This is a genomic window from Sphingomonas citri (assembly GCF_019429485.1).
GTDB lineage: Bacteria > Pseudomonadota > Alphaproteobacteria > Sphingomonadales > Sphingomonadaceae > Sphingomonas > Sphingomonas citri.
In genome coordinates this window covers 18,561-42,004 of record NZ_JAHXZN010000004.1, presented here as the reverse complement: position 1 = coordinate 42,004, position 23,444 = coordinate 18,561, and the positions used below count along the sequence as shown (strand labels likewise).

The following is a 23,444-nucleotide window of genomic DNA, read 5'->3' as shown; positions in this document are numbered from 1 at the left end:
GGCGCCGCGACGCGGGTTCAGCCGGCGTCGCGATAGAGCAGGCGCGACGCGTCGATCCGAAGGAACAGCAGCCCGCCCAGCGCCGACAGCGCGGCGAGCACGTACATCGCCGCGTTCCACCCGCTCCAGTGGAGGATATAGCCGGTGATCACCGCCGCGAGCGCGCCGCCGATGTTGCCGAACGTGTTCATTACCGCGGAGACCGACCCGGCGTAGATCCCGCCGACGTCGAGCGTCAGCGCCCAGGAGACGCCGACGGTCAGCTCCAGCCCGAACACCGCGAGCGCGAACCAGGCCACGCTCACCAGTGGCGAGTCACTCAATACCCCGGCAGGGATCGCCACCGCGGCGAGCGCGAAGCCCGCCACCGCCACCGCGCGCCGCGCCCAGGTGACGCGGCCGGTGCGCCGCAGCAGATGGTCCGACACCCAGCCTCCCGCCACGTCGCCGATCACGCCCGCCATCAGCGGCAGGCTGGCGAACAGCCCCATCCGCGCCAGCTCGAAATCGCGCACCTCGCCGAGATACTTGGGAAACCACGTCAGGAAGATGTTGATCGAATAGGCGTAGCAGAAATACATCGCCGAGATCAGCCAGAGCTGCGGCTGCGCCAGGATTCGCCGCCATGGCACCCGCGCCGTCGCACCCGCCGCCGCCTGCGGCGCCAGCGCCGCCGCGATCATCTCGCGCTCGGCGGCGTTGGTGCCGGCATGATCCTGCGGCCGGTCGCGGTAATAGCCGAACCACACCGCGGCCCAGACCAGCCCCAGCCCGGCGAAGATCAGGAACGGCGCGCGCCAGCCGAAGTGGATCATCAGCCACACTACCAGCAGCGGCGTCAGCGCCGCGCCGAGCCGCGCGCCCGCGTGCGTCACCCCCTGCGCGAAGCCTCGCTCGGAGGGCAGCATCCAGCGGCTGAGCGAGCGCGTCGCGTTGGGGAAGGCGCCCGCCTCGCCGCAGCCGAACAGGAAGCGGCACACTATCAGCGAGCCGATGCTCCACGTCGCGGTGGTCAGCGCGGTGAAGCTCGACCACCACACCACCACCGCGGTGAGCACGCGGCGCGGGCCGAAGCGGTCGCCGAGCCAGCCGCCGGGGATCTGGAACAAGGCATAGCCGATCTGGAACACGCCCAGCACCCAGCCCCAGGCGCGGTCGCCGATGCCATATTCCTGCTGGATCATCGGACCGGTCACCGAGATCACGACGCGGTCCATGTAGGTGATCATATAGGCCAGCACGGTGAGCCACAGCACGACGTGGCGCACCCGCGTCGGGCGCATCGCTGCGGTGGCGCCGGCCGCATCGGGCGCGGGCGCCGCGGCGAGCGGCACCCCGCTCATCGGACCGACGGCACCTTGGTGCCGCCGACATAGACCGCGGCGATGCGGCGGCTGTTGAGGATGTCGCGCGTCGGGTCGGCGTCGAGCACGACGAAGTCGGCGAGTCGTCCGGTCGCGATCACGCCGCGGTCGCCGGTGCCGAGCCACTGCGCCGAGCGACCGGTCGCGGCGTGGATCGCCTGTGCCGGGGTGAAGCCTGCCTTCACCAGCTGCTCCAGCTCCCAATGTTCGGAATAGCCCGGCAGCCGCCCCGGCGGCCCCGCGTCGGTGCCGAAGCCGTAGCGCACACCGGCGCGCGCGAGCGCCATCTCGTTGTCGCGCGCCTGCTCGTCGATCCTGGGCAGCGCGGGATAGATGCGGCTCGACGCGATCGACTTCTCGCGCTCGGGGCTCTCCAGCCCGGCGATCGTGGCGGGATCGGCGGCCTGGCGGAAGAACGGGTCGCGCGTGCGCGGGTTGTCCGCGGCGAAGGCATAGACCGCGGCCTCGCGGCTGAGCGTGCCGGCGCCCTGCCACACGCCGCGCGCCTTCATCGCGTCGATCAGCTCGGCGTCGACCGGCTTGTCGCGCACGCTGTGCATGAAGCCGTCGATCCCCTGCGCCACCAGCATCTTGGCGTCGGCGAGGTAGAAGACGTGAGCGAGCACGCGCTTGCCGCGGCGGTGGCCGGCATCGATGATCGCCTTGCTGATCGCATAGGGCATCTTCGGCATCGCGCCGAGTTCGTCGTCCATCCACAGTTTGATATAGTCGACGCCCTTGCGCGCCTGCGCGTCGACCTCGGCGGCGGCCTCCTCGGGCGTGGCGACGGGATGGTTGATCCCCGGCACGCCGCCATAGCCGCCCTTGAACACCAGCCCCTGCCCCGCGGTCAGCAGCCGCGCCATCGTCTGCGGACCGTCCCGGCCGGCATCGCGGATCGCGAGCACGCTGTCCTTGTCCGTGCCCATCGACTGCACCGTGGTCACTCCGAAGGCGGCATAGGTGCGCAGGTCGCGCCGCACCGACTCGGGCGTGAAATACTCGGCCTTCTGAACGAGGTCGCGCACCGTGCCGATGTGGATGTGGAGATCGATGATCCCCGGCATCAGATACTTGCCGCCGAGGTCGACGGTGCGCACGCCGCGCCGCTTCGGCGCCTTGCCCTGCGCGCCGACCCAGCGGATCCGGGCGCCGTCGACCAGCATCGCCTGCCCCGCGCGCGGCGCCGCGCCGGTGCCGTCGATCAGCGTGAAGCCGCGGTAGAGCACCGGCTCCGCCTGCGCCGCGCCCGCCAGCAGCAGGGCGGCGAGCGACGCCCGCGCCGCACCCGTCATCGTCCGTCGCATCGTCATCCTCCCAGGCTGTTCCAGCATCGTGCGGCGGGCCGCTCAGCGCGACGGCGCGACCAGCACGTCACGCCCCACTGCTGTCACCTCGCGCTGCCCCGCCAGCGCCATCGCGACCGCCAGCTCGTGGCGCAGCAGCGCGAGCATCCGCGTCACCCCCGCCCCGCCCTGCGCGCCGAGCGCATAGGCCCAGGCGCGCCCGAGCAGCACGCCGCGCGCGCCGAGCGCGAGCGCGCGCAGGATGTCGGTCCCCGAGCGGATGCCACCGTCCATCAGCACCTCGGCGCGGCCGTCGACCGCCTCCACCACGCGCGGCAGCGCCGCGACGGCGGAGGGCGCACCGTCGAGCTGACGACCGCCGTGGTTGGAGACGATGATCGACTCCGCCCCGGCAGCGACCGCGTCGCGCGCATCCTCGGCGTCGAGCACGCCCTTGATCACGAGCCGCCCGCGCCAATGCCGGCGCAGCCACTCGAGATCGGCCCAGGTGACCGAGGCGTCGAAGTTGCGGCTGACCCAGGCGGTGAACTCGGCGAGCCCGGCGCCGCCCGGCATCTTGGCGGCGTAGTTGCCCAGCGTGTGCGGCCGCCCGCGCACGCCGACGTCCCACGCCCAGGCGGGATGCCGCGCGATCTCGACCGCGCGCCGCAGCCGCGCCGCCGCGCCCTGGTCGCCGGTCAGGCTGGTGCGCACGTCGCGGCGCCGCGGGCTGTGCACGATCAGGTCGACCGTCAGCACCAGCGTCTCGACCCCCAGTGCGGCGGTGCGCGCGAGCAGGTCCTCCATGAAGCCGCGGTCCTTGATGATGTAGAGCTGGAGCATCACCGGTGCCGCCGCGGCCACCTCCTCGATCCCGCAGCACGACGAGGAGGAGAGGATGAACGGCACACCCGCCGCCGCCGCCGCTCGCGCCGCCTGGACCTCGCCGCGCCGCGCGTACAGCCCGGCGAGCCCGATCGGCGCGAGCGCCACCGGGAAGTCCGCCGCCTGACCCATCAGCGTCGTGGCCAGGCTCAGTCCGTCGACGTCGCGCATCACGCGCTGGCGCAGCTTCAGCGCGGCGAGATCGGCGGTATTGGCGCGCAGCGTCTCCTCGGCGTAGGAGCCGCCGTCGATATATTCGAACAGGAAGTCAGGCAGGCGCCGCCGCGCCATCGCGCGGAAATCGTCGACCGAGGCGGCGATCATCGCCCGCTCACGCGCCGCGCCACTGCGGCGCGTCCTTGGCGAGGAACGCGCGCACGCCCTCGGCGAAGTCGGCGCTGCCGTAGACGCGCGCGATCAGGTCGGCGATGTCGGGCTGCGCGGCGGCCGCGGCGCGGCGGATCGCCTCCTTGCTCACCGCCATCGTCAGCGGCGCGTGCGCGAGCAGCCGCTCGACCAGCGCGGCGACGGTGGCGTCGACCTTCTCGGGCGCGACCACGGCGTTGACCAGCCCGAGCGCGTGCAGCTCGGCCGCGTCGACGATCTCGGCACCGAGCAGCAGCCGCTTCGCCATCGCCACGCCGGCATGCTGGACCAGCCGGCCATAGCCGCGCGCGGACAGGCAGTTACCGATCGTCCGCGCCAGCGGCGAGCCGAACCGCGCGCCCGCGGCGGCGACGCGGAAGTCGCTCGCGAACGCCAGCGCCAGCCCGCCGCCGACCGCCCAGCCGTCGACGATCGCGATCACCGGCTGGGGCAGCGCCTCGACCGCCCCGACATAGCCGTCCATCTCCGCCTCATAGGCGACGCCCTGCTCGCCGCCGGTGAAGTCGCGGAAGCCGGCAATGTCGGTGCCCGAGACGAACGCCTTGCCGCCCGCGCCGCGCAGCGTGACGACGCGCACATCGCGGTCGGCGGCGATCGCGGCGCAGGCCTCGCCCAGCCCGCGCCACATGTCCCAGGTCAGCGCGTTATAGGCCGCGGGGCGGTCGAAGGTGATGTGCGCGACCGCACCCTGCTTCTCGTAGCGGGTGACGCCCGCGCTCACGCCGTCGCGCCCTGCGCCAGCCGGCCCGCCGCGCGCAGCTCGCCGCGGATCTCGTCGCCGTGCTCGTCGAGCAACGGCGGCGGATAGCGCACCTGCTGCGGCGTCGCCGACAGCTTCACCGGGAAGCCCAGCGCCTTGATGCTGCCCTCCACCGGGTGCGGGATGTCCTGCACCATCGCGCGTGCCTGCGCGTGCTCGCTGGTGGTCGACTGCGCGTAGTCGAGGATCGGCCCGGCCGGCACGCCCGCGGCGAGCAGCTCGTCGACCCAGTCGGCGACGGTCCGCGCGCGAAAGCCGGGACGGAGCAGCTCGATCAGCTCGCGCGCGTTGCCGACGCGCGCGCTGTTGTCGACGAAGCGCGGATCGTCCGCCAGCTCGGCGCGATCGATCACGCCGAGCAGCGCGAGCCACAGCTTCTGGTTGGCGGCGGCGAAGACGAACCAGCCGTCCGCCGCCTCCACCGCCTGATAGGGCGCGGACATGCGGTTGGCGCTGCCGAGCGGGCGCGGGCTCTTGCCGGTGCCCCACAGCTCCGCGGTCTCCCACACCGACAGGCCGAGCGCGGCCTCGAACAGCGAGGCGGTGACGAGCTGGCCCTCGCCGGTGCGCTCGCGCACGAGCAGCGCGGACAGGATGCCATAGGCCGCGAACAGCGCCGAGCCGAGATCGCCCACCGGCGTGGTGTTCTTGACCGGCTCGGCGTCGGGGAGGCCGACCGCGCTGATCAGCCCCGACATCGCCTGCGCGATCAGGTCGTAGCCGGGCCGCGCCGCCCAGGGGCCGCTCGCGCCGAAGCCCGAGATGCTGGCGTAGATCAGCCGCGGGTTGCGCGCGCGCAGCGTCTCGTAACCCATGCCCAGCCGCGCCGCGACGCCGGGGCGGCCGTTCTCCACCAGCACGTCGGCGGTGTCGACTAGGGCGTAGAAGGTGTCGCGGTCGGCCGCGTCCTTGAGGTCGAGCACGATGCTGCGCTTGTTGCGGTTGAGCGCGAGGAAGCCGGGGCTGTCCTCGCCCTTGAGCCGGAAGCCCATCGAGCGGCGCGAGCTGTCGCCGACGTGCGGCGGCTCCACCTTGATGACGTCGGCGCCCATGTCGCCCAGCAGCATGCAGCAGAACGGCCCCGCCATCACCTGCGACACGTCGAGCACGCGGATCCCCGCCAGTGGCTGATCGCCCGTCATTATCCCCGCCCCGCCCCTCGGCACTCAAGTGTATTCATCTTATGCAGCTTGCATACAACTTCCGCGAGCGGCGGCAAGGGCCGGCGCGCGCTCACGCGCCCGGCTTGTCCTGCGTGATCGCGATCGTGCCTAGCGCCCCCGAGTCGCTGGGCAGGTCCGCGCTGCCCGCGGGGAAGCCGTTCTTCGACAGGATCATCGCCTCGACATCGGCCACCTTGGCGGCGCCGAGCGAGTTGGGATTGTCGAGCGGCATGGTCGTCTTGATCCGCGTGAACAGCGCCGCCGCGGTCTGGCCGTTCCAATTGGCGAGGAAGCCGCCGCCCGCGAGCGCCGGCGCCTGGTCGTTGCCGCCGAGCGCGTCGCCGTGGCAGCTCGCGCAGTGGGCGGCGTAGACCGCGGCGCCGCGCTGCACCTGCGCCGCGGTATAGACGCCGTCCCAGACGCTGCGCGGCGCGGCCTGCGACAGCGCCACCGCGGGCAGCGCGACCAGCGCGACGGCGAGCAACGGGCGGAGCGACGGATGGGTCATGCGCACCTCTGGGGACGGGCCGCTCACGCGGCGGGGAGACGGAAGGCGACCAGCTCGCTGCTGTACGCGCCGCCGCCGATCGCGATGACGATGTACTGGCGATGATCGAGCATGTAGGTCATCGGCGCGCCGGTCTGGCCCGCGGGCATGTAGACCGCGCCCTTCTGCTCGCCGCTGGCCTTGTCATAGGCGCACAGCATCGCGCCGCGGCGCCCGTCCGGCAGCGTGAAGACGCCGGGCTCGCCGCAGATCACCAGCGTCTTGGTCACCAGCGGCCCGACATTGCCCGAGCGCCCCGTCTTGGGAATGGTCAGGCCCTTGAGCTTGGGATGGTTGCGCACCGTGTCGGGGGTCTCGCCGTGTGCCACCTGCCATAGATGCGCGCCCCGCCTGAGGTCGATCGCGGTGATACGACCGTAAGGCGGCTTGAGCAGCGGCAGCCCCTCCACCGTCAGCGCGCCGTACGTATGCTCGCCGCGGCGCGGCGCGTCGGGCATGCCGCGCACGTTGATGACCGCGAAGTCGGAGCGCTTCGGATCGTCGTTGGGCAGCTCGCTCATCACGTCGGCCACGGTCTTGGAATAGACGTAGACCACGCCCGTCTCGGGGTCGGCGCCGCCGCCGGGCCAGTTGGTGCCGCCGGTCAGGTTGGGCGCGGTGAGCGTGCCCCAGGTACCCTCGCGGTCGAACATCGAGGCCGGGGTGAAGAGCGGGCCGCGACGATAGTTCTTCGCGACCGCCAGCGCCTTGGCGCGCAGCTCCGGGGTGAAGTCGATCAGGTCGTCGTCGCCGACGCCCTGGACGTCATACGCCGCCGGGCGCGACGGGATCGGCTGGGTCGGCGCGTACCACTCGCCGGGCACGTCGCCCTTGGGCACCTTGCGCTCGGGGATCGGCCAGATCGGCTTCCCCGTCGCGCGGTCGAGCACGTAGAGGAAGCCCTGTTTGGTCGGCTGCGCGAGCAATTGCCGCGTGCGCCCGCCGACCGGCACGTCCAGCAGCATCGCGGCGCAGGGGATGTCATAGTCCCACAGCCCGTGGTGGACGAGCTGATAGTGCCATTTGCGCTCGCCGCTATCGAGATCGACCGCGACGATGCTCTCGCCGAACAGGCCGGGGCCGCGACGATACTGGCCGCCGACGTCGCCGGTCGGCAGCTCGATGCCGAGATAGGCGAGGTTGAGCGCGGGATCGGCCGAGATCTGGCACCACATGCCGGCGTTGCCGATCGCCGCGGTGCCGTCGAGCCAAGTGTCATAGCCGAACTCGCCGGGGCGCGGGATGGTGTGGAAGATCCACTTCCGCCGCCCGGTGCGCGCGTCGTATCCGCGCACGTAGCCTCGGACGTTGTCGCGCGTCTTGGGCACGTTGCCCGCGGTGTGCGCGGCGCCGACCACGACCGTATCCTTGGCGACGAGCGGGGTCGAGTTGAGCCCGACGTCGCTCTCGATCAGGTCGATGTCCTGGTCGAACTCGGTCTTGAGGTCGACCACGCCGTCGCTGCCGAAGCCGGGGACACGCTGGCCGGTGCGCGGGTCGAGCGCGATCAGGCGATAGCCGATCGTGACGTAGAGCAGCCGCTCTTCCGTGCCGTCGGTCCAGTAGGACACGCCGCGCCCGGAGAGCTGGCGCGGCGCCTTGCGCGCGCGCTCGCCCTCGTCCTCGCGATGGATCCACAACAGCTCGCCGGTCGCCGCGTCGAGCGCGACCACGTCGCGGCGCGATCCCGCGGTGGAGTAGATCACGCCGTTGACCACCAGCGGCGTCGCCTCGAGCTGATAGTCGGGGCGCGCGCCGAGCGAGTCGGTGCGGAAGCGCCACGCCACCTCGAGGCTGTCGAAATTCGCCGCGTTGATCTGGTCGAGCGCGGCGTAGCGCGTGCTCGCCAGATCGTTGGCGTAATGCAGCCAGTCGGTGTCGCCGGGGGCTCGCTGCCGCGGGCTGACCTGCGCCGCCGCGACGGGCGCGCGCAGCGCCAGCAGCGTGAGCGGCGGCAGCGCCAGCAGCGCGCGTCGGGTGAAGCGCATCGCGCGGTCCCCTGCCGAAGGCCTCAGTGCGCCGGCTCGAAATTGTGCAGGATGACGGGGCGCGGGTTGATCGGGATGCGGGTCGACATCGGCGCGCTGGGATCGTTGCCGGCGCGGTGCCAGCGCCCGCGTGCCGCGGTCACCACGTCGCCCGGCTCCGAGGTGAAATAGGGATAGCCCTCGATCTTGTAGCCGATCTTGCCTTCCATGATGAACCAGAACTCGGTCCATTCGGTGTGGAAATGGCCCTTGTTGGTGTCGGGCGGCACCGCGTCGGCGGCCTTGCCGCGCAGGATGTTCGAGGTCCAGTGATCGTCCCACACGAACTTGCCGTTGTACGGTTTGTCGCCGACCGCGATCGTCTTGAAGAAGTCGACGTAGATCGGGTTGGTGTCGCGATCCTTCGCCGGGCCGGGGTTGCCCGTCACCTTGACATAGGTGCGGCCCTTGACCGGGTCGGGCGTCTCGCCGGCGGGATAGAGCGGCGCGGTGCCGGCCTGGCGCACCTCGAACCAGACGGCGGGCTGCTGCCCGACATTCTCGACCGAATAGACGTGGCGGAACGGCACGCTGACCATGAAGCCCTTGGTCGCGGTGAAGGGCTCGGCGCCGTCGATCGTCACGCGCAGGCTGCCGTCCCACACGATGAACATGATGCGGTCGTCGGCGAAGAAGCGCGGCTTGGTCTTCTTGCCGGCGCCGAGCGAGACGTAATCCGCGTCCTGCTCGGGGTTGCGCACCACGGGTTGGACCCAGTCGCTCTGGCCGCGATGCGCCGCGCGGATGTCGGCGAGCTTCCAATGGACCTTGTTGGGGGCGCTGTAAGCGGTCGGCTGCGTCGGCTTGGGCGCCCAATATTCGCCGGGCATCTTGGGTTGCGTGACCGGCATGGGATCCTCGCGCCCGGAGAATTGGGCAGAGGCCGCGACCCCGCCGCCGAGCGCGGCGAGCGCGCCGCACAGGTACAGCAACCCTTTCATCCCACTCTCCTTTTTGCGACGCTGCCCGTGGGCGCACCGTTTGTATGGACAGGTGCAATCTTGTATGCGATCTGAGACCACGTCAAGCACACTGACGATGATCATCGGCGGGGACGAGCCGGGGTGGTGGGGAGGATCGGGATGCGCTGGACGCTGGCGGGGCTGCTGTTGACCGCGACCCTCGCCGCCCCGCTGCACGCCGCCGACTATCAGGCAGATCTCGGTCCGATGCCGCTCGACGACGAGACCAAGGCGGTGATCGCGGGGCGCGGCGAGGCGGAGGCGCGGCTCGACGGCACGCGGCTGACCGTCAGCGGCCGCTTCCGCGGCCTGCCCTCGCGCGCCACCGCGGCGCACCTGCTGATCGGCCCCGCGATCGGCGTGCCGGGCAGCAAGGCGCTGGCGCTGACGGTGAGCGGCGATACCGACGGCACGATCGCGGGCCGCTTTCGGCTGAGCAGGGCACAGGCCGCGGCGCTGCGCACCGGGCGGCTGTACGTCCAGATCGACAGCGAGAAGGCGCCGCCGGGCTATAGCTGGGGACCGAAGGGGACTTTGTGGGGCTGGCTGCTCCCCGCGCACGCGCGCGCCACCCCCGGCGTGCCGCAGCGCGGCGGCTGGTTCCTGCCGCAGCTCGACGCGCCGCGGCGCTGACCATGCGACACTTCGCCCTCCACCCCCGCGCCGCGCTCCTGCTCGCCGCCGCCGGTACCGTGCTCGCGGGCACGATCGCGGTCGCGCAGCAGCCCGGCGGTCTCTTCACGCGCGCGCAGGTCGCCGCGGGACGCAGCGCCTATGCCGAGCAATGCGCCGCCTGCCACCAGAGCGACCTCGCCGGCGCCACCGACGCGCCGGCGCTGACCGGCGCCTCGTTCAACGCGGTGTGGGGCAAGCGCGCGGTCGCGGCGCTCTACAGCAAGATCCACGCCTCGATGCCGTACGGCCGCGGCGCCAGTCTCGACGACGCGACCTATGACGCGATCGTCGCCTACATCCTCTACGCCAATGGCGCGCCCGCGGGCGACACGCCGCTCGATCGGAAGGCGACGACCCTGCTCGGCGCGGTGGCAAGCGGCAAGCCCCCCGCCGACGCCTTCGCCGACCCCCAGGCCACCGCCGCGACCGGCGCGCCCGCCGGCAGCACCGCCTCGCAGGAGGCGCAGATCGGCGGCGCCAAGGAGTCCGCTCCCGCCAACGGCCCCGGCGGCGCCGCCGCGCCCGCCACCTCGGCGGGCTTCGCCGCGCCGGGGCAGAAGGTGAAGTACGCCGACCCCGGCCGCTTCGTGCTGCCGAGCAAGCCCGGGCTGAGCCTCAAGGGCGCGATCGCCGATTATCGCCCCGTCACCGACGCGATGCTGCGCGACCCGCCGCCGGGCGACTGGCTGATGTTCCGCCGCAATTACCAGGGGTGGAGCTACAGCCCGCTGGCGCAGATCGACACCGGCAACGTGGCGAAGCTCCAGCTCAAGTGGATGTGGTCGATGCCCGAGAACGGAACGATGGAGGACACCCCCATCGTCCACGACGGCATCATGTACATGTGGGGTGTCGGCAACGTCATCCAGGCGCTCGACGCGCGCGACGGCGAGCTGCTGTGGGAGAACCGCCTCGGCCCCTTCCCCACCAGCGCCGGCCCCGGCCCGTCCTCGGTGGAGACGCGCGCGATGGGGCTGTGGGGCACCAACCTCTACGTCAACACGCCCGAGGGCTGGGTCTACGCGCTCGACGCGCGCAGCGGCGAGGAAGTGTGGAAGACGCACATCACCGACGAGAAGCCCGGTGTCGGCCGCTCCACCGGCGGGCTGATCATCATCAAGGGCAAGGTGATCGTCGGCATGACCAATTGCGGGCGCAAGGGCACGCCCGACCATTGCTATATCAGCGCCTATGACGCAGCGACGGGGAAGCGCGACTGGACCTTCACCACCGTCGCGCTGACCGGCCAGCCCGGCGGCGACAGCTGGGGCGCGCTGCCCGACGACGAGCGCAAGGGATCGGAGACCTGGATCGCGGGCACCTACGATCCCGCGCTCGACACCACCTATTGGGGCACCGCGCAGGGCAAGCCGTGGCGCCGCGACGAGCGCGGCTCCGCCACCGGCGCGACCGACTACGCCAACTCGACGCTGGCGCTCGACCCCGGCACGGGCAAGCTGCGCTGGTGGTTCAATCACGCCCCGGGCGAGACCTTCGACCTCGACGAGGTGTTCGAGCGCGTGCTGGTCGATCACGGCGAAAGCAAGTCGCTCTTCACGATCGGCAAGGCCGGGATCCTGTGGCAGCTCGACCGGCGCGACGGGAAATTCCTCGGCGCGACCGAGACGGTGTTCCAGAACGTCTTCACGCGGATCGATCCGGTGACCGGCCGGCCGAGCTACCGCGACGACGTGGTCAAGCAGCAGTCCGACCAGTGGCTCGCCTCCTGCCCCGGCCCCGAGGGCGGGCACAATTGGCAGGCGATGAGCTATCACCAGCCGAGCGACGCTTTGGTGATCCCGCTCAGCCAGAGCTGCGTGCTGATGCTCGGCAACGGCAGCCAGGTCTATTACGAGATGCCCGGCACCGGCGGGCAGCTCGGCCGGCTCTCCGCCTATCGCGCGCGCGACCGTGCGCCGCTGTGGACCGTGCAGCAGCGCGCGCCGTTCCTCACCTCCGTGGTGTCGACCGCGGGCAACCTCGCCTTCGTCGGCGATTTCGACCGCGTCTTCCGCGCGGTCGACGTGCGCACCGGCGAGACGCTGTGGAAGACGCGGCTGGGCACCACGGTGCAGGGCTTCCCCGTCTCCTTCGCGGTCGACGGGCGGCAATATGTCGCGGTCACCACCGCGCTGGGTGGCGGCAGCCCGCAGCTCAAGCCGGGGACGATGCTGACCGAGGTGCATCGCCCGATCACCGGCTACGCGGTCTATGTCTTCGGGCTACCGGAGGAGAAATGACCCTCACCGCCTGGCTCGCCGCGCTGCTCGCCGCCACCCCAGTCCCGACGCCCGGCGCGGCCGACTATCCGCGCCCGCTCGCCTTTCCGAAGGAGGATCGCGCCGCCGCGGCGCGCGCGTTCGACGCCGCCCGCCGGATCGCGCGCGACGACCTGTTCGTCGACTTCGCGCACCGCTGCATCCTCGACGCGCGCTACAAGCCGCGCACGCAGGGCGAGCAATATAACGGCGTGGTCGAGCCGTTCGCCGCGTTCGACGAGCTGTTCTCGGTCGGGCAGATGGCGGTGTCGGCCTGGGCGCTGCGCACGCGCGACGGCATCGTGCTGTTCGACTCGCTCAACAACGCCGACGAGGCGCGCACGCTGATCGAGCCCAATTTGCGCGCGATGGGGCTCGATCCGCGCGACGTCCGCTACGTGATCCTCAGCCACGCGCACGGCGACCATTACGGCGGCGCGGCGCATTTCCAGCAGGCCTATGGCGCGCGCGTGATCGCCTCCGCCGCCGACTGGGACGAGATGGAGTCGCCGCGACGGCTCGAGGTGCGCGGCTGGGGACCGCCGCCGCGCCGCGACATCGCGGTGGCGGATGGCGAATCGCGCGTGATCGGCGGCGTGCCGATCCGCTTCCACGTCACCCCCGGTCACACGCGCGGCACGCTCTCGACGATCTTCCCGGTGCACGATCGCGGGCGACGCCACGTGGTCGGCTTCTACGGCGGCTCGGGCCTGCCCTGGACACCCGCGTTGCGCGCCGCGCAGGTCGGGTCGATCCAGCGCTGGATCGGGCTGACCCGCGCCGCCGGCGTGGACAGCCAGATCGGCAACCACCCGCTCCATTATGAGGCACTCGAGCGGCTCGAACTGCTCCGCTATCGGCGAGGCGGTCAGACCAATCCCTTCGTCCTCGGGCGCGATCGCTATCGCCGCTACATGCAGGTGCAGGAGCAATGCACACGGCTCTGGATCGCGCGCAACGGAGAGCCGCAGCCGTTGTAAGAAACGACGTTGCACACACTGCAACTTTTCTGTCGACAATGATGCAGATCTGTCGGACAACTCGGCAGACGGAGAGGATCAGGTCGGCGACGCTCGGCCGGCAGCGCATGTCCGAGCGGAACAACCGCCGGACCGATCGGGTCGCCGATGCGCCGCGCGAGTGTCGACCTGCCTCTCCCATGACGGGAGGAGGGGTCTGGACATGATGGCGTTCGAAGTGGAGCTGAGGCACGGCATGGCGGCGTGCCGCCGCGGCGCGCTGATGGCGGCGAGCGGGGCGGCGCTCGCCCTGGCGTTGGCGATGCCGGCGCAGGCGCAGACCGAGCCGGCCGCGCAGACCGAGCCGTCCCCGACGATCCAGCCCGGCTCCGCCGCGGCGACGCCGTCGGGCGCTGACCCTGCCACCGCCGACAGCGCGGCGACGGTCGCCCAGCCCGATCCGGCCGCCGAGCCCGGCTCCGACATCATCGTCACCGGCTCGCGCATCACCTCGAGCGGGTTCAACGCGCCCACGCCGACGCAGGTGATCGGCGCGGCCGACCTCCAGCGGCTGGCGCAGCCCAACATCTTCAACGCGGTCACGCAGTTGCCCTCGCTGCAGGGATCGACCGGCCGCGCCACCTCGGTGGGCAGCACGTCGAGCGGCATCCAGGGGCTGAGCTCCTTCTCGCTGCGTGGTCTCGGCGCGATCCGCACGCTGACGCTGCTCGACGGGCAGCGCTTCGTCGGCGCCAATTACTCGGGCGTGCCCGACGTCAGCCAGTTCCCGCAGCTGCTCGTCCAGCGCGTCGACGTGGTCAATGGCGGTGCCTCGGCCTCCTACGGGTCGGACGCGGTCGGCGGCGTGGTCAACTTCATCACCGACAAGCGCTTCAAGGGCTTCAAGGCCAACCTGCAGGGCAGCATCACCACCTATGGCGACGACGCCGGCGTCACGGCGCAGGCGGCCTGGGGCAACAGCTACTACGAGGACCGGCTGCACGTCGTGGTCAGCGCCGAATACGGCCGGCAGGGCGGCGTGCCGAACCCGGGGTTCGGCATCGTCGGCGCCAACGGCCGCGACTGGTACAACTCGCCCGCCTTCGTGCAGACCGGCGTGACCAACACGCCCGCGGGCCAGCCGCGCATCTTCTACATCCAGAACGCGCAGCAATATCAATATTCGAAGTTCGGCCTGATCACCTCGGGCCCGCTCCAGGGCATCGCCTTCGGCGCCAACGGCCAGCCCTATCAGTTCCAGTACGGCTCGAACGGCGTGCCCACGGGGACCGGCGCGGTGACCGGCTGCACGCCCTCCTTCTGCTCGGGCGGCGACACCAGCGGCGTGGTCGGCGCCGGCACCAGCCTCGCCTCCAAGCTGGAGCGCTACAATTACTACTCGCGCGTCGGCTTCGATTTCGCGCCCAACAACGAGGTGTATTTCACCTTCAACGGCTCGCGCGTCAGCTCGGAAAATTCGCCGAACCCCGGCTACGCCCAGCAGGCCAACCTCACGATCCAGTGCGGCCTCAACAACGTCAACGCCAACCCGTTCGTGCCGCAGTCGATCCAGCAGGCCTGCACCAACGCCGGCATTACCCAGTTCCAGTACGGCTCGGCGCTGGCGCAGCTCGGCGACTTCATCGAGGTGAAGCCGGTGCGCACCAACCTGCGCTACGTCGTCGGCGCCAACGGCAAGTTCCGCGGCCTCGGCGCCGAGTGGAGCTACGACGCTTATTACGAGTACGGGCGCAACTATACCGACCTGCACGTCGACAACATGCTCAACATCTCGCGCTTCCGCGCCGCCTACCAGGCAGTGCGGCTGCCCAACGGCACGATCGGCTGCGCCAATGCGGCGGCGCGCGCCGCCGGCTGCGTCCCGCTCAACATCATCGGCGACGGCGGCGTGACCGAGGCCGCGCTCAACTACGTCAAGCCCGCGATCGGCCCCTACCAGCACACCTGGTCGACGCAGAACGCCGGCGCGATCAGCTTCAACGGCCAGCCGGTCTCGACCTGGGCGGGGCCGCTGTCGGTCGCCTTCGGCTACGAGTATCGCCGCGAATGGTATCGCACCAAGGCCGATCCGTACGGCAACGGCGTCACCGCGGCTAACCCGAACACCACCGACTATCCCGCCGACCCCACGCAGAACACGCTGACCGGCGGCAACTGGTACGCCGGCAACTACAAGAACGGCACCGGCCGCTACAACGTGCACGAGGGCTTCCTCGAGCTCGACATCCCAATCTCGAACGAGGACCAGATCGGCCGCGCCAACATCAACGCGGGCGTCCGTCAGACGCGCTACAGCACCTCGGGCTGGATCACGAGCTGGAAGGTCGGCGGCACGTGGGACACGCCGCTCACCGGCATCAAGCTGCGCGGCGTGACCTCGCGCGATGTGCGCGCGCCCAACCTCTCCGAGCTGTTCCGCACGCCGACCTTCGCCAACGCCACCTTCCTCGATCCGCGCGCGCCGGGCAGTTCGCCCACCGCGGGGCAGTTCGTCCAGGCGCCGTCGAACACGATCGGCAACACCGCGCTGAAGCCGGAGACCTCGCGCAACACGACAGGCGGCATCGTCTTCGACGGCACCACCGCCGGCTTCCTGCCGGGCTTCAGCGCCTCGTTCGACTATTACAACATCAAGGTGGAAGGCATCATCACGCCGTTCAGCGGGCAGTCGGCGATCAACCAGTGCTTCCTGCAGAACCTCGCGCAGTTCTGCGGCTCGTTCAATCTCGACGCCGCGGCCGGCCCGCTGTTCGTCAACGAGCAGCTGTTCAACTTCGCGCGCGTGCGCACCAACGGCTTCGACATCGAGGCGAGCTACCGCCGCCCGCTCAGCGGCGTCGGTCTGCCGGGCGCCTTCACGATCCGCGGCCTCGCCACGCGTACGCTGCACTATACCGAGACTTCGGGCCTCCCCGGCACGATCCCGACCGAGCAGGCCGGCAACAACCGCGGCAACGTGCCCGACTGGAAGGTGTTCGCGATCCAGAGCTGGGACACGGACGACTTCTCGCTGTCGGTGACCGAGCGCTGGTTCTCCGACGGCGTCTACTCGAACGAATATATCCAGTGCGATCCGGGCAGCTGCCCGGCGCCGGATCCGACCGGCAACATCACCACCATCAACGACAACACGATGCCCGGCGCGCTCTACGTCGATCTCGGCGGCTCGTTCAACATCAGCAAGAGCATCTCCGCCTATGCCAAGGTGGACAATCTGTTCAACAAGGCGCCCGAACCCTCGCCGCAGAACGGCGTGACGTACGGCTTCAACCCGGTGTTGTACGACGTGCTCGGCCGCACCTTCCGTCTCGGCCTGCGCCTCAGCCTCTAGGCCGCCTCCCCTTGGCCTTGCCCTGGCTCCCGAGGACCGTCCTCGGGAGCCATTTTTCTTGCGGCTCCAGCGATGACGGAGCCCGCGCTCAGCTCCCCCCGTCCGGCAGCCGGCGCGGCCGTCGCCAGCCGTTCGATTCTCAGCGGCCCACCGACAGGATGATGCGACGGTAGCTCGTCAGGCTAGGCACGCCAACGAAGTGGATCGCCACCGGGCCGCTTCCGCCCGCAGCCGGCGACACCCCGGATCGTCCGTGCTCGGCATCGTCGGCGCAGCGACGGTTTCGGCCGTCAACTGCGCGCTGCCGGCGGCCGGCGCCGCTACGATCGGGGAAGCCGGCATATAACCAGCGCTTCGTCGTGCCGGCGCGCGTCACGCCCTTCCACCCGCGACCAAGCCCCTCTATGCGCTGCGCTGTCGCAGGGAGATCGGCGTTGCCTGGTCGGTCCCGCACCAGTCCGCCGTGACGCGGACGCGCGATGCCGCCCGCGGGCCTCGGGAGTGTGAGAGATGAATGTCGGTCGGATCGTCAGCTCAGCCCCGGCGCGCGTGATCGCGCGCGACTGACCCTCGCTCCGATCGCGTCCGACCGATGATCCTGCTCACGCTCTCCGCTTTCACGCTCGCCGCCCCCGCCGCGGCGGCGGCGCCGCTCGCCCAGGCGAGGAGCCGCCGCGCGGCGCGGCGCGCGCGCGGCACGCTGCGCCTGCCCGAGCTCGAACTGCCCCCGGTCGTGGTCGAGGCGCCCGAGCCCGAGGTGCCGCCGCCGACGCTCGGCGACGTCGGCGTCACCCTCGCCAAGATACCCGGCCCGACGATCCCGCCCGAGATCCGCGCCATGCTCGACGCCGCGATCGCGGCCAACGACGAGGCCGGCGTCGCCACCATCGTCAAATACGCGCGCGCGGGCGACCCCGGCTCGGCCGACCTGGTGCTGCGCCAGGCGAGCGACTGGCGCACCGCACGCGCGCGCGCGCACGACGAGCGCTTGCAGCAGGCCAGCGCGTTCGAGCTGTGGACCGGCAAGGTCGAGGCGGGCGGGTTCATCTCCACGGGCAACTCGAACATCACCGGGCTGACCGGCTCGGCCGATCTCACCCGCGAGGGGCTGCGCTGGCGCCACCGGCTGCTCGGCCAGGCCGACTTCCAGCGCACCGACGGCGTCACCAGCCGCGAGCGCTACACCTTCGGCTACCAGCCCAATTACAAGGTCAGCGACCGGGCCTATATCTACGGCAACCTCGGCTATGAGTCGGATCGCTTCCTCGGCTATGTCAGCCGCTACGCGGTCTCGGTCGGCGCCGGCTACGGCGTGTTCCGCCGCTCGGGGCTGACACTCGACCTCGAGGCCGGCCCCGCCTTCCGCCAGACCGACTTCACCGATGACTTCATGCAGAGCAGCCTCGCCGCGCGCGGCAGCATGAACCTCAATTGGACGCTGATCGGCGGGCTGCGGCTGAGCCAGGAGGCGTCGGCCTATCTCGAACATTACAACAGCACGGTGCGCAGCGTCAGCGCACTCGAGGCCAAGCTGCTCGGCCCGCTCTCGGCCAAATTCTCCTACACCGTGCAATATGAGAGCGAGCCCCGCGACGAACGGCTCAGCACCGACACGCTCAGCCGATTGTCGCTGGTGTATAGTTTCTGAGGAAGACGCGCGGCGGAGGGCGCGAGGCAACTGGTTCACGGTGACCTACGCCACCTAATTGAGCGTCATCCCGGACTTGGTCCGGGATCCACTGTGCCGCCTGCCCCGCAGGCGTTGCGCTCGCGGATGTCTGGATCCCGGACCCGGTCCGGGTTGACGACAGGTAGAGGAAGCATTGACCTGCGATCGAGCGCTGCCAGCGCCAAACCTCCCGCATTGATCCGTATCAGTTTGATTTACCGGAACGATTCAATCCCGCCACCCGTATCCCCGACCCTATGCCCGCCCCCGAGACACCGATGTTCCGCTGGACGCACCAGGCCCAGGAGGAGCTCGAGACCCTCCTTCACGGCCATGTCGCCGAGCGTTCCTTCCCATGCGTCGGCGCTAAGGCGGCGCTCGCGCGCGGGACGCTCGACGTGCTCGCCTGCTCGCGCATCGACAGCGCGTGGGACGATCTGCGCATCCACGACGGGCTGGTCCGCTTCGCCGCCGCCTATCGCGCCGAGCCGACGCTGTTCCGCAGCTACGCCGTGGTGTTCGAGGGCCCTGACGGGCTCGACGAGCCCGCCTTCGAGATAGCGCTGTGGGAGCGGATCCAGTCGCTCTCCGACAAGGACGTGTGGCGCGGCCAGTCCTACGACGGTCGCGTCAGCCACGATCCCGACAGCCCGCATTTCTCGCTGAGCTTTGGCGGCGAGGCCTTCTTCGTCGTCGGCCTCCACCCCAACGCCTCGCGCCCGGCGCGACGTTTCGCGCGACCGACCCTGGTGTTCAACCTGCACGATCAGTTCGAGCAGCTGCGCGCCGACGGCCGCTACGAGTCGATGCGCGAGGCGATCATGGTGCGCGACGAGAAGGTGGCGGGCTCGCGCAACCCGATGCTGGCGCGCCACGGCGAGCTGAGCGAGGCGCGCCAGTATAGCGGGCGAGTCGTCGACGGCGCGTGGCGCTGCCCGTTCCACTATGCCGGCGGAAGCGACCCCGCATGAGCGAGACGATCGAGATCGCACCGCGCAGCGGCACCGCCTTCCGCCTGCTGGCGGGACAGCGGCTCACCGTGATCGATCCGCGCGGCGTACAGGTGGCGGATCTGCTGGCGTACAATGCCGAGGACGTGCGCGAAGTGATCTCCTCGGGCCGCACCTTCGACTATGCCGAGACGATCCGGCTCACCGCCGGCCACCTGCTCTACTCGAACCGCTCGCGCCCGATGCTGGCGATCGTGGAGGACACCGTCGGGCGCCACGACTTCCTGCTGACGCCGTGCTCCTACGACACGTTCCACCATTTCTACCCCGAGCTGCCGCCGCATCGTGGCTGTTTCGGCAACCTCGCCGAGGCGCTCGCGCCCTATGGCGTCACCGAGGACATGATCCCGGTGGCGTTCAACTGCTTCATGAACGTGCCGGTCGACGGGGCGACCGGGAAGCTGGAGGTGCTGCCGCCCACCAGCCGCGCCGGCGACCATCTCACGCTCGAGGCGCGGATGGACCTGATCATCGGCCTCACCGCCTGCTCGGCGCCGGCGTCGAACGGCGGCAGCTTCAAGCCGATCCACTATCGCGTGGCGTGAGCGGCTAGCATCACAGGTTTGGAACTTCCCGGCGCACGCCGGGGTCCAGTTGGGAAGGCCTTAGTGAAAGCCGCCGACGTCCCCCACCTGGACCCCGGCGTTCGCCGGGGTGGCAGGAGAGGGAGCGCCGCTCAGTTCACCCCCACCCGCGGTCTCGGGGCGCGCAGCTCCGCCTCGGCGATCCGCTCGGCGTAGCGCGAGGCGAGGTCGAGGTGGAGGCGCCGCATCGGCGCGTCGCGCGCGTGGCGCGCGGCCTGGCTCTCCTGCTCGGCGCGGCGGCGATAATAATCGAGATCGTCCATCGTGGTCATCGCGTGATCCCTCCAAATGAGGAGACTCTGCCCCGATACGCTGCGACTCGCCCCGCATTGTGCGCTCATCTGGTCACGATGCACCAACATTCGTCACAAAGAGCGCCGCGACTCGAGAAGAATCAGTACTACTTAGGTCAACGTCGCGCGGCGGCCGAGCGCGACTGTCCGCGCGCTGGCGCCGTGCCGAGGGCTGCGGCATGGATCGCTGATGGACCGTGACTTCCGCCGCGTCGCCGCCGACGGCACCGCCGCCCCGCACCACCGTGCGGTGATCGCCGAGCACCCCGTCGCGATCGAGGTCAACGGCCTCGGCTATGCGGTGATGATGGCGACTCCCTCCGATCTCGCCGATTTCGCCACCGGCTTCGCGCTCTCGGAGCGGATCGTCGCGACCGCGGCCGAGATCGCGGAGCTCGACCTCGTCGAGACGGCGCAGGGCGTGATCGCGCGCCTCGCGGTGCCGCCCGCGCGCGCCGCCGCGGTGGCCGACCGGGTCCGTCGCCGCGCCAGCGACAGCTCGTGCGGGCTGTGCGGGATGGACAATCTCGACTCGGTCCACCGCGCGCTGCCGCACGTCACCGGCGCGCCGGTCGCGCCCGCCGCGATCTTCGCCGCGCTGGCGGTGATGCGCGACCATCAGCCGCTCAATCGCGCAACCGGCGCCGCGCATGCCGCGATGCTGTGCGATGCCGCGGGCGCGATCCGGCTCGCGCGCGAGGACGTCGGCCGCCACAACGCCTTCGACAAGCTGATCGGCGCGATGGCGCGCGGCGGGCTGGCGTGGGACGGCGGCTTCGCTCTGCTGTCGTCGCGCTGCTCCTACGAGCTGGTCGAGAAGGCCGCGCTGGCGGGCTGCGCGACGCTGGTGACGGTGTCGGCGGCGACAACCCTGGCGCTCGACCGCGCCGCCGCGGCGGGGCTGACACTCGTCTCGTTGGCGCGCTCGGACGCGGTGCTCTTTTCCGCTCCCACGCGTTAGGACGCGCATGACCAAGCAGCACGACGATCGCCCCGATTTCACCCCCTATGACGGCCCGGCGGGCGGCTGGGGCTCGATGCGCTCGCTGGCGGACATCGTCCCGCGCGAGAAGAACGTAGCGGTCACCACCGCCGAGCTGGTGCGGCAGAACAAGCCCGATGGCTTCATGTGCGTCAGCTGCGCCTGGTCCAAGCCCTACCCGCCCAACCCCGCCGAGTTCTGCGAGAACGGTGCCAAGGCGACCGCCTGGGAGATCACCAGCCAGCGCGTCACCCCCGACTTCTTCCGCGCGCACACGCTCTCCGAGCTGCGCAGCTGGAGCGACTATCGCCTCGAGGAAGCGGGGCGGCTGACCCATCCGATGAGATACGACCGCGCCACCGACCGCTACGTCGTCGCGCCGTGGGAGGAGGCGTTCGCCGCGATCGGGGCCAGGCTCAAGTCGCTCGCGCCGCGATCGGTGGTGTTCTACGCCTCGGGCCGCGCCAGCCTCGAGACCTCGTACATGTACCAGCTGATGGCGCGGCTGTACGGCAACCAGAACCTGCCCGACAGCTCGAACATGTGCCACGAATCGACCTCGGTCGGGCTCAAGGCCGCGATCGGCGTGCCGGTCGGCACCACCACGCTGGAGGACTTCGACCACACCGACTGCATCCTGCACTTCGGCCAGAACGTCGCCACCAACAGCCCGCGCATGCTCCACCAGCTGCGCGCGGTGCACAAGCGCGGCGCGCAGATCATCGTGTTCAATCCCCTGCGCGAGCGCGGGCTGGAGCGCTTCACCGACCCGCAGAACCCGATCGAGATGGCGACGCGCAGCGAGACGCCGATCGCGACGCAATACCATCAGGTGAAGGCGGGCGGCGATCTCGCCGCGATGATGGGCATCGCCAAATGGGTGATCGAGAACGGCCACGTCGACCACGACTTCGTCGCGGCGCACACGCACGATTACGCCGCCTTCGAGGCGCGCGCGCGGGCGACCGGCTGGGACGAGATCGAACGCGAATCGGGGCTGACCCGCGCCGCGCTCGAGCAGGCGGCGGAGGCCTATGCGCGCTCCAAGGCGACGATGGCGATCTACGGCATGGGGCTGACCCAGCACGTCAAGGGCGTCGACAACGTGCGCATGCTGGTCAACCTGCTGCTGCTCCGCGGCAATATCGGGAAGCCCGGGGCCGGGGTCTGTCCCGTGCGCGGGCACAGCAACGTCCAGGGCCAGCGCACCGTCGGCATCACCGAGAAGACCGAGCTGGCGCCGGTGGAGAAGCTCAAGGAGCTCTACGGCTTCGACCCGCCGACCGAGAAGGGGCTCGACACGGTCGAGGCCTGCGCCGGCGTCATCGACGGCACGGTGAAGGCGTTCGTGTCGCTCGGCGGCAATTTCGTCCGCGCCGCGCCCGAGACCGAGCTGCTGGAGGAGGGCTGGGCCAACCTGGATCTCTCGGTGCAGATCGCCACCAAGCTCAACCGCAGCCACCTCATCCCCGCCGCGGGCGAGACCTGGCTGCTGCCCTGCCTCGGCCGCATCGAGCGCGACCTCCAGGCGAGCGGCCCGCAGCGCGTGACGATGGAGGATTCGACCAGCGTGATCCACCCGTCGCTCGGCAAGGTCGACCCGGCGAGCCCGCACCTCCTCTCCGAACCCGCGATCGTCGCGGGCATCGCCAAGGCGCTGCTGCCGCCCAACCCCGCGATCGACTGGGATGCCTGGGTCGGTGATTACGCGCTGGTGCGCGACGAGATCGCCAAGGCGATCCCGCACTTCTTCGCGCGCTTCAACGAGCGGCTGCGCGAGGAGAAAGGCGGCTTCTGGAAGGGCAACAAGGCGGCCGAGCGCGTGTTCGAGACGGAGAGCGGCAAGGCCGAGTTCCTGGTGCCCGAGGTGCTCAACGCCACCGGCTTCACCGACAGCGACGGGCGCTACCGCTTGCTGACGCTGCGCTCGAACGACCAGTTCAACACCACGATCTACGGCTATTCGGACCGCTTCCGCGGCATCAACGGCACGCGCCAGGTGGTGCTGATGAACCGCGACGACATCGCGCGCGCCGGGCTCACCGCTGGCGCCAAGGTGACGCTGGCGAGCGACGCCGGCGACAATCACGAGCGCCGCGTCGGCGACCTGATCGTGGTGGAATATGACGTGCCGCCGGGCTGCATCGCGGCCTATTATCCCGAGTGCAACCCGCTGATCGCGCTCGCGCACCACGCCGAGGAGAGCCATGTGCCCGCGGCCAAGTCGGTGCCGGTACGGATCGTGGCTTAGGATCGGTCGTACCGACGATCATACGATCCT

Annotated in this window: 18 protein-coding genes; 9 read left to right on the top strand and 9 right to left on the bottom strand. The window is 70.6% G+C overall.

Features of this window, described 5'->3' with window-relative positions; all coding sequences use genetic code 11:
- Window positions 1-17 precede the first annotated feature (17 nt).
- The 8 genes from KZ820_RS12475 to KZ820_RS12440 form a co-directional block, all read right to left on the bottom strand.
- Window positions 18-1,343, bottom strand: a complete 1,326-nt coding sequence (locus KZ820_RS12475) for an MFS transporter (protein ID WP_219748959.1) — start codon at window positions 1,341-1,343, stop codon at window positions 18-20.
- Window positions 1,340-2,671 carry an amidohydrolase family protein gene (locus tag KZ820_RS12470; protein ID WP_219748958.1) on the bottom strand — a complete coding sequence of 444 codons (1,332 nt, stop codon included), beginning with the start codon at window positions 2,669-2,671 and terminating at the stop codon, window positions 1,340-1,342. Before KZ820_RS12470 ends, KZ820_RS12475 begins: the two co-directional genes overlap by 4 nt.
- 42 nt (window positions 2,672-2,713) lie before the next feature.
- Window positions 2,714-3,859 carry an L-lactate dehydrogenase gene (locus tag KZ820_RS12465; protein ID WP_219748957.1) on the bottom strand — a complete coding sequence of 382 codons (1,146 nt, stop codon included), beginning with the start codon at window positions 3,857-3,859 and terminating at the stop codon, window positions 2,714-2,716.
- Window positions 3,860-3,866: 7 nt separating this feature from the next.
- Window positions 3,867-4,643, bottom strand: a complete 777-nt coding sequence (locus tag KZ820_RS12460) for an enoyl-CoA hydratase (protein ID WP_219748956.1) — start codon at window positions 4,641-4,643, stop codon at window positions 3,867-3,869.
- Window positions 4,640-5,824 carry a CaiB/BaiF CoA transferase family protein gene (locus KZ820_RS12455; protein WP_219748955.1) on the bottom strand — a complete coding sequence of 395 codons (1,185 nt, stop codon included), beginning with the start codon at window positions 5,822-5,824 and terminating at the stop codon, window positions 4,640-4,642. Before KZ820_RS12455 ends, KZ820_RS12460 begins: the two co-directional genes overlap by 4 nt.
- A gap of 91 nt (window positions 5,825-5,915) precedes the next feature.
- A complete protein-coding gene (locus KZ820_RS12450; protein WP_219748954.1) occupies window positions 5,916-6,353 on the bottom strand; it encodes a c-type cytochrome in 438 nt (145 codons plus the stop codon).
- 23 nt (window positions 6,354-6,376) lie between these two features.
- A complete protein-coding gene (locus tag KZ820_RS12445) occupies window positions 6,377-8,380 on the bottom strand; it encodes an outer membrane protein assembly factor BamB family protein (protein ID WP_219748953.1) in 2,004 nt (667 codons plus the stop codon).
- A gap of 23 nt (window positions 8,381-8,403) precedes the next feature.
- On the bottom strand, window positions 8,404-9,360 hold the full coding sequence (locus tag KZ820_RS12440) for a cupin domain-containing protein (RefSeq protein ID WP_219748952.1): 957 nt from the start codon (window positions 9,358-9,360) through the stop codon (window positions 8,404-8,406).
- A gap of 141 nt (window positions 9,361-9,501) precedes the next feature.
- Between KZ820_RS12440 and KZ820_RS12435 the strand changes: the two genes are divergently transcribed.
- From KZ820_RS12435 to KZ820_RS12405, 7 genes are all read left to right on the top strand, one after another.
- Window positions 9,502-10,014, top strand: a complete 513-nt coding sequence (locus tag KZ820_RS12435; protein WP_219748951.1) for a CHRD domain-containing protein — start codon at window positions 9,502-9,504, stop codon at window positions 10,012-10,014.
- Window positions 10,015-10,016: 2 nt separating this feature from the next.
- A complete protein-coding gene (locus KZ820_RS12430; protein ID WP_219748950.1) occupies window positions 10,017-12,296 on the top strand; it encodes an outer membrane protein assembly factor BamB family protein in 2,280 nt (759 codons plus the stop codon).
- Window positions 12,293-13,294 carry an MBL fold metallo-hydrolase gene (locus KZ820_RS12425; protein WP_219748949.1) on the top strand — a complete coding sequence of 334 codons (1,002 nt, stop codon included), beginning with the start codon at window positions 12,293-12,295 and terminating at the stop codon, window positions 13,292-13,294. The genes KZ820_RS12430 and KZ820_RS12425 overlap by 4 nt, the downstream gene beginning before the upstream one ends.
- Window positions 13,295-13,499: 205 nt before the next feature.
- Window positions 13,500-16,625 carry a TonB-dependent receptor plug domain-containing protein gene (locus KZ820_RS12420; RefSeq protein WP_444547590.1) on the top strand — a complete coding sequence of 1,042 codons (3,126 nt, stop codon included), beginning with the start codon at window positions 13,500-13,502 and terminating at the stop codon, window positions 16,623-16,625.
- Window positions 16,626-17,217: 592 nt separating this feature from the next.
- Window positions 17,218-18,273 carry a DUF481 domain-containing protein gene (locus tag KZ820_RS12415; protein WP_258048145.1) on the top strand — a complete coding sequence of 352 codons (1,056 nt, stop codon included), beginning with the start codon at window positions 17,218-17,220 and terminating at the stop codon, window positions 18,271-18,273.
- Between the two features lie 299 nt (window positions 18,274-18,572).
- Window positions 18,573-19,265, top strand: coding sequence for a guanitoxin biosynthesis heme-dependent pre-guanitoxin N-hydroxylase GntA (gene gntA / locus KZ820_RS12410; protein WP_258048144.1), 693 nt, complete (start codon window positions 18,573-18,575; stop codon window positions 19,263-19,265).
- Window positions 19,262-19,849: a DUF1989 domain-containing protein gene (locus KZ820_RS12405; RefSeq protein ID WP_219748947.1), complete on the top strand. Its 588-nt coding sequence runs from the start codon at window positions 19,262-19,264 to the stop codon at window positions 19,847-19,849. Before gntA ends, KZ820_RS12405 begins: the two co-directional genes overlap by 4 nt.
- Before the next feature lie 131 nt (window positions 19,850-19,980).
- On the opposite strand, the gene KZ820_RS12400 is transcribed toward KZ820_RS12405, so the two are convergent.
- Window positions 19,981-20,160: a hypothetical protein gene (locus KZ820_RS12400; protein ID WP_219748946.1), complete on the bottom strand. Its 180-nt coding sequence runs from the start codon at window positions 20,158-20,160 to the stop codon at window positions 19,981-19,983.
- A 211-nt stretch (window positions 20,161-20,371) separates the two neighbouring features.
- Here KZ820_RS12400 and fdhD point away from each other — a divergent pair, with 211 nt between their 5' ends.
- Entirely contained in the window at window positions 20,372-21,142 is a 771-nt protein-coding gene (fdhD, locus tag KZ820_RS12395; protein WP_219748945.1) for a formate dehydrogenase accessory sulfurtransferase FdhD, read from the top strand.
- Between the two features lie 7 nt (window positions 21,143-21,149).
- Window positions 21,150-23,414, top strand: a complete 2,265-nt coding sequence (locus tag KZ820_RS12390; protein WP_219748944.1) for an FdhF/YdeP family oxidoreductase — start codon at window positions 21,150-21,152, stop codon at window positions 23,412-23,414.
- The last annotated feature ends 30 nt before the right edge of the window (window positions 23,415-23,444 follow it).